Annotated in this window: 11 protein-coding genes; 4 read left to right on the top strand and 7 right to left on the bottom strand. The window is 41.6% G+C overall.

Annotated elements, in window-relative coordinates; translation table 11 throughout:
* Nucleotides 1-47 precede the first annotated feature (47 nt).
* From ACY8D0_RS15765 to ACY8D0_RS15780, 4 genes are all read right to left on the bottom strand, one after another.
* On the bottom strand, nucleotides 48-1,298 hold the full coding sequence (locus ACY8D0_RS15765; protein WP_462411482.1) for an ATP-binding protein: 1,251 nt from the start codon (nucleotides 1,296-1,298) through the stop codon (nucleotides 48-50).
* 248 nt (nucleotides 1,299-1,546) lie between these two features.
* Nucleotides 1,547-2,116, bottom strand: coding sequence for a hypothetical protein (locus tag ACY8D0_RS15770; RefSeq protein WP_462411483.1), 570 nt, complete (start codon nucleotides 2,114-2,116; stop codon nucleotides 1,547-1,549).
* Between the two features lie 50 nt (nucleotides 2,117-2,166).
* Complete coding sequence (locus ACY8D0_RS15775) at nucleotides 2,167-2,715, bottom strand: hypothetical protein (protein ID WP_462411484.1); 549 nt, start codon at nucleotides 2,713-2,715, stop codon at nucleotides 2,167-2,169.
* A gap of 5 nt (nucleotides 2,716-2,720) precedes the next feature.
* The gene (locus ACY8D0_RS15780; RefSeq protein WP_462411485.1) at nucleotides 2,721-4,124 is read right to left on the bottom strand and encodes a PQQ-dependent sugar dehydrogenase; all 1,404 of its coding nucleotides are present in this window, start codon (nucleotides 4,122-4,124) and stop codon (nucleotides 2,721-2,723) included.
* Nucleotides 4,125-4,351: 227 nt separating this feature from the next.
* Between ACY8D0_RS15780 and ACY8D0_RS15785 the strand changes: the two genes are divergently transcribed.
* The 4 genes from ACY8D0_RS15785 to murI all read left to right on the top strand — a co-directional run bounded on the left by ACY8D0_RS15785 (nucleotide 4,352) and on the right by murI (nucleotide 8,653).
* Nucleotides 4,352-5,113, top strand: coding sequence for a YqcI/YcgG family protein (locus ACY8D0_RS15785; protein WP_462412474.1), 762 nt, complete (start codon nucleotides 4,352-4,354; stop codon nucleotides 5,111-5,113).
* 230 nt (nucleotides 5,114-5,343) lie between these two features.
* Nucleotides 5,344-6,288 carry an aldo/keto reductase family protein gene (locus ACY8D0_RS15790; protein WP_462411486.1) on the top strand — a complete coding sequence of 315 codons (945 nt, stop codon included), beginning with the start codon at nucleotides 5,344-5,346 and terminating at the stop codon, nucleotides 6,286-6,288.
* Nucleotides 6,289-6,815: 527 nt separating this feature from the next.
* Nucleotides 6,816-7,667: an AraC family transcriptional regulator gene (locus ACY8D0_RS15795; protein ID WP_462411487.1), complete on the top strand. Its 852-nt coding sequence runs from the start codon at nucleotides 6,816-6,818 to the stop codon at nucleotides 7,665-7,667.
* A gap of 191 nt (nucleotides 7,668-7,858) precedes the next feature.
* Nucleotides 7,859-8,653: a glutamate racemase gene (gene murI, locus ACY8D0_RS15800; protein ID WP_462411488.1), complete on the top strand. Its 795-nt coding sequence runs from the start codon at nucleotides 7,859-7,861 to the stop codon at nucleotides 8,651-8,653.
* 89 nt (nucleotides 8,654-8,742) lie between these two features.
* Here murI and ACY8D0_RS15805 read toward each other — a convergent pair whose 3' ends face one another.
* The 3 genes from ACY8D0_RS15805 to ACY8D0_RS15815 form a co-directional block, all read right to left on the bottom strand.
* A complete protein-coding gene (locus ACY8D0_RS15805) occupies nucleotides 8,743-10,536 on the bottom strand; it encodes an ABC transporter ATP-binding protein (RefSeq protein WP_462411489.1) in 1,794 nt (597 codons plus the stop codon).
* On the bottom strand, nucleotides 10,533-12,338 hold the full coding sequence (locus ACY8D0_RS15810; RefSeq protein WP_462411490.1) for an ABC transporter ATP-binding protein: 1,806 nt from the start codon (nucleotides 12,336-12,338) through the stop codon (nucleotides 10,533-10,535). Before ACY8D0_RS15810 ends, ACY8D0_RS15805 begins: the two co-directional genes overlap by 4 nt.
* A 257-nt stretch (nucleotides 12,339-12,595) precedes the next feature.
* Nucleotides 12,596-13,996 (bottom strand): glycoside hydrolase family 1 protein, encoded by a 1,401-nt coding sequence (locus ACY8D0_RS15815; RefSeq protein WP_462411491.1) that lies wholly within the window; start codon nucleotides 13,994-13,996, stop codon nucleotides 12,596-12,598.
* Between the last annotated feature and the right edge of the window lie 16 nt (nucleotides 13,997-14,012).

Below are 14,012 nucleotides of genomic sequence, written 5' to 3' on the forward strand. Positions count from 1 at the left end.
ATGCTTCCGGGTATCATTGTTAGTTATCATGATATTTTGGATGTTCATCACGTTATCGAAGGCAAAAGAATGATAAATTCTGTCCCAACATTCTTCTCACTTTTCACTTGTATTTTCCCTTTAAAAGAATGGATAATTTGATAACTTACCATCATTCCTAGTCCCGTTCCCTTTTCCTTTAAAGAATAAAACGGAGATCCAAGCCGATCGATTTGCTGTTTCGTCATGCCGATTCCTTGGTCTTTAACCGTGATTTTAATACTACCTTCCTCCGTTGAAGTACAGGAAATCCATAGTATACCACCGTTCGGCATCGATTCTACTGCATTTTTCAAAAAATTAATCAACGATTGGTTTAATTTTTGAGGGTTTGCAAATATCCAGCAATGATCATGGATATCTGTTTTGATTTCAACATTTTGGTTCAAGGTATAACTTCGGATCATATTGACAACGCGCTCGAGATGGTACCCAGCATCGATTTTTTGATTGTTATCCATCGACGGTTTTCCGAAAGACAAGAAATCCGTGATAATATCGTTGGCCCGATCTAATTCTTCAATGGACAATTGGATATAATCCTTCTTTTGTTCCGGCAAGCCTGGTTCATTTAAAAGCTGTAGGAAGCCGCGAGTTACCTGCATTGGATTTCGAATTTCATGGGCGAAAACACTTGTCAACTCACTTATCACTCGTAGTTTCTCCGTTTGTTGAAGCTCTTCCCGCAGCTGGTGGATCTCCCCAATTGTTTCATATAATCTAATGAAGAACCAAGTGCCTGCCACCGCAAAGATAAGATGGATCAATTGTACTTTTAAATTAGGGATGGAAAAACCATTTAAAATACCAAATAGCGCAATCCCTATGAGACAGTAATAATGGGAAAGAACCGCTGCTAGTTGAACCTTTTTATCTTTTTTCGATTGGACAAACCTTTTTTGAAAAAGCAAGATGACAGGCAACGAAAATAATAAAACAAGAACTGTATTGTAAAATCCTGCACCGATGCCAAAGTATAGACGATAAAAGATGATTAGGGCTGATAGAAAAATGCCAGGCCAAAAACCACCATATAAGGTCCCAAACATTAACGGAATAATCCTTAATTCCAAGCGGGCATGCTGGCCAAAAGTCACCGGAAAAGACATGCAAAGTACAATGGAAATTCCCCACAAAATGGACATGATGGCCCTCGTATTTTTATCGCTCTTTACTCTGTCCGCAATAAAGGTAAAGTAAATAAATATAGGTATTGCCAAAAGTGTCAATTGCAGCAAAAAGTCCTTAATGATACTCATCTTCGTTACCTTTCATATTGGCTGTTAGTATTCGTTCCCCTGCAAAATGGCCAATGCCTACTTTAAGAGACAGACGATTTCATAGGTATTTACTCACATTATACTTGAAAACCCTCAAAAAATGTCGTCTTTTGTAATAAAATGCAACTGTTTTCATCACTTTAAATCTATAAAAGAAACCGTCTACTATTAAGTAGCATATTTCCAAATAAAAAGTCTTCATTCAGAATGAAGACCCAACTGCTTTCTTATTTATAATCAGTCATATCACGTACTACCACCCGGCTCAAATACTTCATGCTAATTAAGCTGACCCTCACCCACAGCCAGCTAAAAACAACCGAGAATGCAAGAATACCCAGAAATAGGTTCATGCTCATCTTTGTAAACTCTGGTCCAAGGATGGGAAAATGAAATAGAGTGAGGAGCAGGAAAAGCCCAACCGTTAAGCTAATGCCGCCAATGCCTGTTACTAGGGCCCGTTTTTCAAAATACTTAAACCCAAGGCCAATACCAATGCCAAGCAAGCCAGTAGTAAAAAGGAACACCAGTATTTCCGTTGGCTGGATGATGGAAAGCAGCAGGGCCGTTAACACATACGTCAGCGAACCTATTCGGACAGACAAGATGGTCGCTAATATGATGGGACCTGTAGCCAACGTACTAAAAACGAACCCTACACCTGCAATTAATCCCGCTGATTGTAAAATGGCGGCAATCGCACCCAATATGCTTCCCATTACTAACTTGTTTGTCTGCGAGAAATGGTCTGTATTGATTTCATGGTGCCTGCTCAATAAGCGAATCACTCTGTTCATACACATCCCTCCATTATAAGGTTAGTGTGAACCCTCGGCCATTATTCCATTTAGACTTCTTCTTTATATAGAATAGAGATAGGGGCCATTTCTAGCATGTACTCCTGCAATAAAAGCTGGTGCATCGTTTTTTCATGCGTGATGGAAAAACTTATTCCGAAGATTTCTTTGATTCCCAGAGAAAGTCCCAGCTGTTCACAAACAGCGAAAGCCCCCATTGCTTGCTGATTGATGAGTAATAATTGGTGGATATTTTTCCATGAGCCAACCGCTCCCCCCATCACATCTTGGAAGCTCACTAAACCGGCTTCCAGTTTCCCCACTACCGAACCAAGGACACAATCCAAGGTTACGCTGGGTTCCCTTTGGATTATGTCAAACAGTTCCCCCACCACTTTCGTGTGGTGTTGATTCGCCTCCACTATCTTTTTCATGGCTTCTCTAATATGTGGTTCAAGGATGTCGGGTACCGTCTTTTGCAACTTTCCCTCGAGAGCATACTGAATCGTCAGTGTGTGGTTAAACCACTTCTCTACCTCTACATACTGTTTCAACAAATATTGTTCATCTACTTCAATTAAAATTGTTTCGTTTTCCATCTTTTTTACTCCCCCTCCTCTATTTTCGATATTTTCCAAAGGACCCCGGTATGGCCATAAGCTTGGACGAGCCCCTCCGTAACTGGAGAGTGTCCAAAGTCTAATACGTAAAGACTTTTACCATCTGGGTGAAACTTACAATCCACTGGTCTTTCAATCCCGCCAGTCTCATGATAGGAGGAGGCACCCGGTTGTTTATTTTTTAAAAATACTTGGGACTCTCCTGTTTCGGTATTGATCCGAACAATTTGATAGCCGTTGTTCCTATCCTTTTCATGCGGAGAGTTCAGTGGAGCGTAGGTGCCAAATTCTGCGACGAATAATTCGCCACGGAATCCGAATTCTTCTGAACGAGAAAAGTCCATTTTTGTCATACACGAATGAGGTTTTTCCAAATACATGGGAGGGCCGGCCCATTCTGGCAGATTCTCAATCAATTGTTCAGCCCGCAGTCCTTTGGCAGGCTTCGCTTTTTCATCCCAAACCGGAACACCGTCTGCTCTCATTTCAGGGAAGCCATACCAATCTGGTTTCTTGACGCTTCCATGGGCTGTTGCTGCATTCCGAATATGCCAAATGCGGTCCGGATCGCCGCCAATCGATCGCTCCCCTTTTTCTTCCAAGCAATTGTCAGAAGCAAATAATTCACCGTTTTCGTCAAACGCTAATCCATACGGGTTACGCAATCCCCAGGCAAGCAATTCGACCTCCGTTCCGTCCGGCTTAGACCTCCATAATCCGGACGTACACCATAATTCCCCTTTGATGACTTCCCCTTTTCTGGCAGGAGTCCCAAATGGCTTGAATGGTCCCGTCTCTGTTAAAAACGGAAACGGCATCAGTGGGTTTCTAGTCGACACATTGTTTCCTGTTAACGTAACGTCTTCTCCAGGGATATCATGGGCATGGGGATGCTTCGCTAAATCGACTGTAAACCCGGAAGGTAAACATACCCCATTTTGTGACACGGATCCATTGGCAAAATACATCAGACCGTCTTTCGGACTAAAAACTGGCCCTCCCGGTTCATGCCAGCCGCCGCTGGGAATGGTTTCAATGAGCACTTCCCTTTTCCGTGTCTTCACGTCGTACCGGACAATCCGTGCCAAATAACCACCTTTACAGCTAACATAGATAGATCCCTCATGGTAGGTAACCCCTCTTGGTCCCCCTAAGGTTTCCACTGCAAACACATCAAGATTTCCATTTGAATCTAATTGTAAAATACGTGGAGGAAGGGTCGGTCGAGTCGGCCAGGTGCTCCCTCCTTCAAGAATGTATAAAGTTCCATCATCAGCGAATCCCATCCCGGTGGGAAACGATAAACCCGCTGCCACTACCTCCACTTTATAGCCCTCTGGTACCCATACATCCTCTGGGTTGATGAGAGGCCTTGCACTAATGGGCAATCGAATGATTTGCCCCTTCACCTTTTTCGTTACGATCTTTTTCAGTGTGATTCCTCCCTTTTACAAATCGTAAGCCCATATTATCGGACTAGTTGTCCTTTATAGACCATTCCTTGTATCAGTATAGGCGGGGAAATTATGAACTATTCTTCCACGAATGCCCATTTTCTCCCGGACAGCCTACGATAAAAGCCTATTGTGAATATGGTATAGAAACTTTTGTGGAGGTGATCTTTATCAAAGGTTTATACAAACATGAAGCCCATACACAACATCTATTAAATGAATGGGAAAAATCGATTTTGGCATCATTTGAAGCAAAGATGACGGACAAAAAGAAACCCTTCCCCTGCATCCCGGCCACCATCGGGTTTTCAATGAATCAATTAAGATATGGATTTATCAGCGACCCTAGAGACGATTCTTCTATTATCGAGCTGGGCGAATTGCTGGAGAGGTTCACGAAAGAGGCGAAAGGTTTTGGTCCCTATACCTCTCTCATCATTTTTTATCATGTACCAGAGGAGGTGAAAGAGGATTACACCGTGGAGGAGTTTGAACAGCTTTTTTGGAAACAATTAGCTGGTCTCTCTTCCATCGATGGAATGGAGTGGCCGGAGGATATTCCAAACGATCCGCATGATCCAGTTTGGGAATTTTGTTTCCAAGGGGAAAAGTATTTTATGTATTGTGCGACCCCCGCCCATGAAAACCGCCAAAGCCGTCACTTTGATACGATGGTGCTTGCGATTACTCCTAGATGGGTATTAAAACAGTTCAACAAAAACGAATCGTTTGCTAAAAATATCAAAAAGCAGATAAGGAACCGTTTGTCCGATTACGATTCCATTCCGATTCATCCTGACTTGAACAGCTATGGGTCAGACGATAATTTTGAATGGCGCCAATATTTTTTACGGGATGATGATACTTCCTTGTCCAAATGCCCCTATCACCGTTTTCTAAATTTGTTAAAGTTAAACAAATAGCGCAGGCTAACTACCTGTGCTCTACATATTGACCACTTTCATTCAATACAAAATGATGCAGTGCCGATCAACCTTTGATGGAGATTTACAAACAATGGAAGACTTAATGAAATAGGATAATAGAATCCCCGAAATAAAATGAATAAAACCAGTGACAAATTATGGACACCATGGCAAAAAGTATAGTATTTTTATTTTGTATAACGAAATTATTGGGAGGGATCCATACTATGCAATATCGCCGTTTAGGAAATACCGGTTTAAAAGTCAGTGAAATTAGTTTAGGTAGCTGGCTTACATATGGTGGTTATGTGGAAGAGCAAAATGCCACTGCCTCGATTGATAAGGCTTACGAACTTGGCATTAACTTTTTTGATACAGCCAATGTCTATATGCGCGGGGAAGCTGAAATTGTGGTCGGCAAAGCGCTTAACAAATATCAGCGGGATTCTTATGTATTAGCCACAAAGGTATTTGGCGTGATGGGTGAGGGCCCTAATGACCGTGGACTTTCACGCAAACATATTATCGAACAATGCCATGCAAGCCTAAAGAGACTAAATACGGATTATGTCGATCTCTATTATTGCCATCGCTTTGATAAAGAAACACCACTTGAAGAAACCTTGCGGGCGCTTGATGATCTTGTCCGTCAGGGAAAGGTCCTATATGTTGGCGTCAGTGAGTGGACGGCTGAACAAATGACCGAAGCCATCCATCTTGCCGATAAAAAATTACTGGACCGAATTGTTGTCAACCAACCTCAATACAGCATGCTCGAGCGCTATATTGAAAAAGAAGTCATTCCTGTCAGTGAAAAGCACGGTATCGGACAAGTGGTATGGTCACCACTAGCCCAAGGGGTGTTAACTGGCAAGTATAAAAAAGGCGAAAAAGCTCCTGAAGGCAGCCGCGCGGCACAGGAAAACCTTAAAGGCATGATTCGTTTGTTAACAGATGAAAACCTTGATAAAGTTGAACAATTAAAAGTTGTTGCGGAAGATCACAATCTTTCTCTTTCGACCCTTGCGCTTGCCTGGATCTTGCGTCAGCCAAATGTGTCCAGTGCCCTCGTCGGTGCAAGCCGCCCAGAACAGCTGGAAGAAAATGTGAAAGCATCCGGAGTGAAGTTAAGCGACGAAACTTTAGCTAGAATTGAAGATATTCTAAGATAATAGAATGCCTCTGGTTTTTCTCGCCAGAGGCATTTTTCGTTATAGATTATTCCATAAGCAGAGGGAAAAAAATCCTACAAAAGGGAGTTTAATTTTGTGGACTAATTCATTATTGGTTATCTTTTTCATTGGGATACCACGCCACTGCTCCTAATAAAGCTGCAATGATTAATATGATCCATTTTATTGCCCTTTTCATCTTTTGCACCCCTTAGTTTCATCCGTTTACCCGATTCACATATTGCCGCAACTATTCTGTCCCAAAGGAAAACCATTTATCGCAGCCCGTTCTTTAGAAAAAATTACATTCTCTTTTTATATAGGCTTACCTTTCATACGAATTTATCCAGCAAAATGTTTCATGATGTGCTAATTATATTGTTCTTTTTCCATTGCACTTGAAAACCAACCCCGGTGACCTTTTCGCTTTTTTCTTCGGGATACAAAATATTCAGAATATAGTATAATATAATAAATTCCACGTATCCTTAAATTAGGAATTTAACACGAAAAGGATGAGTTTTATAGTGCGGGATTTTGGCAGTTTAATATCCAAATTAAATGAATTGACCTTTTCCATCTTATTAGCAGGCTACAAAACCTTTCCGCCAGGTTGGAGTAAAAGAGGAAAAAAAACCCTCTACCATTCCCTATGGTTTATTGTAAAAGGGTCTGGTGAAATCGTCATAAATGGAATAAAAAGCGAGCTTTCACCGGGAAAACTCGTCGTTTTTACTCCTGGGATGATTTGCGACAAAAAATCCTATTGCTCCGAGCCTCTTGAGTTTTATTTTATCCGGTTCACCCCTGCGGGTGCATTTGAAAGGAAAGAGCAATGGCACTTTAAAAATCCGGAGGAAATCCATTTTCCTTTGCAAGGCGTGTATACCATCAAGAACAGCCCGGGGGTTGCTTTTTTAATAGAAGAAATCATGACATTATCCAAACGAAGAGGGGCAGAGATTGCCTTTAAGAAAAAAATCTTATTCCAAGAACTGCTCCTTACGTTTACCCAAGACTTCTATTCGCAAACCATTTCCAAGGATACCAAACAAGTCATTGAAGAAACGATTGACTACATCACTCATCACTATCATCGGGCGATTACCCTATCCGATTTGGCCAAGATGGCCGGGCTAAGCAATAGCCATTATTCGAGGCTATTTAAGAAATATATTGGCTATAGTCCCATCGAATATTTAACGCATTTGCGGATTGACCGGGCGAAAGAACTCCTCGCCCATTCAGAAATCCGGATCAAGGAAGTCAGCCAAAGTGTCGGTTATGAAGATGAACTCTATTTCAGCCGCATTTTTAAAAAAATTGTCGGCGTCTCCCCTACTCAGTTTAGCGATGAAAAAAAGATGGCTAATCAATAGGTAAAGCCGTTCTCTTTTGAGAAACTAGCGGATAGAAAAAGCAGTGCATTTCATAACCGAAATTTCACTGTTTTTTCATGTTGAGATAGCTGAATGCAGCAGTGAGTAGAATAATAAAAAATGAGTGTCAATAACATTGAAAAATGATATTCTAGATAACGTGATTAATTTTTGGAAAAGAAGTGAAAGTAGTGAGAATAGGTTTTTTTGATTCTGGAATAGGCGGAATGACTGTACTTCATCAAGCATTGAGGTTTTTACCGAATGAAGATTACATATTTTATGCAGATACCCTTCACGTTCCATATGGAGAAAAACCAAAAGAAGAGGTCAGGGAATATATCTTTCATGCTGTTGACTTTATGGCTAATCAAGGAATCAAAGCATTAGTGATTGCTTGCAATACAGCAACCAGTATTGCAGTAGATGACCTTCGACAAAAGTATGATTTCCCTATTTTGGGTATTGAACCAGCCGTAAAACCTGCTGTTCAAAGCTGTGAGGGAAAACGAAAAAAGGTATTGGTGTTGGCTACTAATTTGACTCTTAGAGAGGAAAAGTTTCACAAACTTGTGGAAAGAATAGATCATCACGATCTTGTGGATAGTCTCCCTCTTCCTGGTCTTGTCCAATTCGCTGAGAGGTTTGAATTTAAGGAAGAGAAAGTGGTTCCCTATTTAAAAGAGCAACTATCTTCGTTTGATTTAAAGCAATACGGTACGATTGTTCTTGGATGTACCCATTTTCCCTATTTTGAAAATAGTATAAGGAAAGTATTTCCTGAAGAAGTGGACATCATTTCTGGAAGTATCGGCACTGCCAAAAACTTAAAACGGATTCTCGAAGCAAGAAATCAAATAAACGATGGATCCGGGGATATTTTATATTATCAATCTGGTTTTAAAGTGGAAGATCAAGAAACATTATCCCATTATAAAAAGTTGTTGGAAATGTTAAATCGTGAAGGTTCTCTATCAACAAATTAAATGAGAAGTTGATAAAGAGTTTGTGAAATTTTATAGCAAGAGGACCATTTTTTGTCCTCTTGCTATTCAGAATGTCAATGTATATTCTTTTATACTTTCTCCTTCACAACTTTCTCTTTGTTTTGATTCAAACACAATTGATAATAAGACGAGCGATTTTTGATGAGCTGCTGATGATTGCCCATTTCTATGATCCTGCCTTTATCCAAAACAATGATTTTATCCGCATGCTGGATGGTGGAAAGCCGGTGGGCAATGATAATCGTGGTCCGGTCCTTGGACATTTCCCTTAAGACGTCTTGTACAGCCTGCTCGGTTTCGGTATCGATATTCGCCGTCGCTTCATCCAGGATTAGGACATCCGTATTGGCCATCATCGCTCTTAAAAAAGATATCAGCTGTCTTTGCCCCGCCGACAAGACGGTTCCTTCTTCGCCAAGCATCGTTTCATAGGCTTGCGGCAGCATTCGGAAAAATGCATCAATGTTCAAAGACTTTGCCGCATGAATGATTTCCTCATCCGTCACATGATCATGATTTAAGCGGATATTGTCAAATACGGTCCCGGAAAACACAAACGGATCTTGTTGAATGATGCCAATGTGCTTCCTGAGGTCATCTAGAGGAACCTCTTTTATATTGACGCCATCTAGCGTAATCGTCCCTTTTTGGTTATCATAAAACCGGTTCATCAGTTGAATAATCGAGCTTTTGCCAGCCCCGGTCGCTCCCACAATCCCAACCGTTTCCCCTTGATTGATCCGAAAATTGAGGCCATTCAGTACCCATTCTTCCTGTTGGTAGGCGAACCAAACGTTTTGAAACACAATGTTTCCGCTTACTTTTTCCGGAAGCTGCTTTGGCTGTTCAGGGTTTACAATGGTTGGCTCCGTTTCCAGGGTTTCAAAGATCCGCTCAGCCGATGCCAATGCCGCCTGGATTTGGTTGAATCGGTCCGCGATGCCTCGAAGCGGTTCAAAAAACTGCCTGACATAAGAGGTAAAGGCATAAACGGTACCAAAGGTAATCGTACTTTCCAGGACACTTCTTCCCCCATACCACACCAAAAGCGCCAACGATATATTTCCAAAGAACCCGATAGATGGGTTAAAAATCGAATTGACAACGGTTTGCTTCATTCCCGCCCGGTAATGCTCTTCGTTTAACTCATTGAATTGCTCGAGCTGTTTTCCTTCCCGGGCGAACAATTGAATCACACTCATACCGGAAAGATTTTCCGCCAGATAAGAAAGAAGCCGGGAAAGAATCGTCCGAAGATGCCTTTGCGTTGTCCGCAGCACGCTTTTAAAATAAAACGTCACGACGGCGATAATCGGGATGACCAAGAAGCACACCAGCGTGAGCTTGACACTCATATAGAGCATAAGAAAAATGATTCCGATGAGAATCAGCACTTCTTTTACCAAATTGACAATCACCTGGGAATAGAGCTGGTTGAGTGATTCCACATCATGGGTAATCCTTGTGACCAATCGACCGGTCGGATTACGCCGATAAAATGCCATCTCCATTTTGGAAAAGTGCTGAAAGATGGCCTGCCGGAAATCATAAATGACATACTGTCCGGTGAATTGCAGGGCATTATTTTGAAAATAAGTACTGACCGCAGAAACCAAAATCAACAGGAAATACACAATTCCCAAATTCATGAGTCCTTGATAATCGTTCTTCATGATGTGGGAGTCAATGGCTAGTTTGATGATATAAGGCTGGGCCAGGCTTGCAATGACAATAAATCCCGTTAACGCAAGCGAAAATAAAAGGAGTTTCCAGTAAGGTTTGGCAAACGTGAGCATTCCCTTGGCCAGTTGACGGTCACCCATTTTGGGAAGTTTCCCCGCTGTTACCTTTTGTTGAATCATGTCCTCCTCCTTCTTTTTATGAGGATCTTTTGCATGTGGATGAATGGCATGGGCGGCGTCTCCAAAGATAGTTGCGTGGTCTGCTGTTGGAACATTTTTTTATATATGCCTTCATTCTTTACCAGTTCTTGATGGGTGCCTCTTTCCACGATTTTCCCTTCATTCAGCACGATGATTTGGTCCGCATGTTGGATAGTGGAAATCCGGTGGCTAATGATGATGGTTGTTCGGCCACTATTCATCTCGCTTCTGAGTGTTTCTAATATATTGGTTTCCGTCTTGGAATCAACCGCTGACAGGCTGTCATCAAAAATGATAACCGGAGACGGTTTGATCAAGGCCCTGGCAATGCTGACACGTTGCCGCTGTCCCCCTGATAAGGAGAGCCCTCTTTCCACCAACACAGTATCAAATTTTTGCGGAAGTTCCGAAATATCATGATAAACATGTGCCTGCGTTGCCGCGTGAAAGACTTGCGGTTCCTCATATGGATTCGGGTCAAAGGCAATATTTTCTTTAATCGTAGAGGAAAATAAAAAATTCTCTTGTGGGACATAAGCAACGGATGTGCGCAACGTTTTTAATGGAATGTCCCGGATATCTTGTTTATCAATAAAGATTGTATTTTTTGGAGGATTGTAGATTCTGAGGAGTAAGTTGACTAAAGTTGATTTCCCGCTTCCCACTTTCCCGACAATCGCCAAACTGGTTCCTTTAGGGATGGAAATATCAATATTTTGCAAAGCGTAACGTTTGCTTTTTCCATACTTGAAGGAGAGATCTTTGATTTCGATATCACCGTTAATGTCATTGATTGGTTGAACCCCTTCCTCGTCTTGAATTTCCGGTTCGGTCGATAAGACCTGGCGAATCCGGTTATCGGCTGCTTTCCCCTGCTGCAGCAGATTTATCACTTTTCCAATGTTCTCAATCGGGGCAATCAGCATGGACAAATACGTGTTAAAGGCGACAAATTCCCCGAGGGATATGGTGTTGCGCATGACTAAAACCGAGCCGAGCAGGATGGAGAGCAGATAACTGAGACCGACTATTCCTTGACTTAACGAAGTGAACAATGAGTTGGTGCGAATTAACCGTTTATTCACCTCCACATTGGAATCATTGTCTGCCGTAAACTTTTTAAATTGTTCTTGTTCTTGCACATACGTTTTAATGACTCCAATGCCCGAACAAAATTCCTGGACCCTGCTGGTCAAAACCCCGATAGCTTCTTGGACTTGCAACGAATACGCTTGGGTCTTGGAGCGGAAGCGATAGGCAATATAGGTTAATCCAGGCAGGGGGATTAAGACGAGTAACGTTAAAGAAAGATTAATCGTGCTGGCCATCATGAAAACCGCGATGGTAATCAGGACGGCCGCTTCCACGGTTTGAAAATATCCCTGCATGACAATTTGTCTCATGATGTTGACATCGTTGACGGCATGCGCCATCAAATTGCCAATCCGCTGATTGTGAAAATAACTCGCCTGCATTTGTTCCCAATGGGAAAACAAGGACGTCCTTAAGTCCCGCTCGAGGGTTCTGGACATCTTGAAGATATAAATGCGCCCGGATGATCGGAAAACGAAAGTCCCAAATCCTGTAACGACAAACCATAGAGCCAAGTTCCATAAACCAGACGAGGTGATCGTATCGTTTTGCAGTCCATCGGCAAACTCCTTTAAAAGATTAGGGACCACTAATTGCAACAGGAGTGAGACCGCTAACAGGGAGGTTCCAAGCAAATATGTCCATTTATGTAAAATGAAATGCTCCCGAAAAATTGATCCGTTTTTCATCCGTTCCCCCGCCTTCATAAAGGAATATGCTTAGAATACCCCAGCGATTATCCAATCACAATGGATTTCCCCATCATCTTTCATGGATTATCTTGCTCTTGGGCAAAAAACGGGCATGTTTCTATTTTTCCGCTTTTTGAGTAATAAAGAAGGTTCACCGTTATGGTGAACCTTCAATCCTACTTTGTATCATTTCTTAACGGCTTGCTAAAGATAGTTTTTAAATCCCATTTCAGTGAGCCCGTTTTTTTGTCCTTTTATAAGGTTTCGCCATTAGTTTTGATTACGTTTTTATACCAATCGAAACTCTTCTTCTTCATTCTTTGAAGTGTTCCGTTTCCATCGTTATCGCGGTCCACATAAATGAAACCATACCGTTTCTTTAATTCACCCGTTCCAGCACTTACAATATCAATTGGGCCCCAATAAGTATAACCCATTAAATCCACACCATCGCCTACTGCTTCCTTCATTTCCTCGACGTGTTTTCTCACATAATCAATTCGATAATCGTCATTGATTTCTCCGTTAACTACTTCATCGTTCGTACCCATTCCGTTTTCTACAATAAATAGGGGTTTTTGATAACGATCGTATAATTCATTACATACATAACGGAAGCCCTTTGCATCAATTTGCCAACCCCAAGGAGTAGATTCTAGATAAGGATTGGGAGTTCCCAGGACTCCGCCTGTGTGCCCGATAAATGGAGTACCCGCTTTGTGTGTTGTTGTACGATAATAAGAGAATCCTAGATAATCAGCCGGATAATTTTTGATCAATTCTAAATCTCCATCTTCCATCTGAACATTAACATTATGTTCATCCCAAATACGGTTAATATATTTTGGATATTCCCCGCGTAGAAGAACGTCGCTATAAAATAGGGAACGGCGTCTTAATTCATAGGCTTCAAATACATCATCAGGGTGACAAGTATTTGGATACACCCCACTAAGTGATAGCATCGCACCCATTTTAGCATCAGGAATGATTTCATGACATAATTTTGTGGCAATCGCACTTGCTACAAACATGTTGTGACTAGCTTGATAGATTGCTTGCAGTCGGTTTTCATTTTCTCTTATCACGATGCCAGCAGCTGCCGTTGTTATCGTATGGGCATTGTTAATTTCATTAAATCCCATCCAATATTTCACCTTGTCTTTGTATCGGTTAAAGATGGTTTCGCAGTATCGAGTGAAAAATTCGATCATTTTTCGGTTTTTCCAACCGTCGTATTCTTTTACTAAATGCCATGGTGTTTCATAGTGGGAAATGGTCACTACCGGTTGGATTCCATATTTTAATAATTCATCAAACAGATTATCATAGAACTCGAGTCCCTTTTCGTTCGGAGTTAGTTCGTCGCCATTCGGGAAAATTCGGCTCCAGGCGATGGACGTTCTGAATGCTTTAAAACCCATTTCAGCCATTAAAGCAATGTCTTCTTTGTAACGGTGGTAAAAGTCGATGGCTTCATGGTAAAGATTTAAATCACTGCTATTTTCTTGAATCCCTTTCATAAGACCGCCAGGCATAAGGTCAGCAATGCATAACCCTTTTCCATCTTCTCGGTAGGCACCTTCTGCTTGGTTAGCAGCAATTGCTCCGCCCCATAAGAAATTTTCTGGAAAACTTGTCCTACTGTTAGTCATTTTCATTTCCTCCTAA

The organism is Neobacillus camarae, assembly GCF_054950115.1.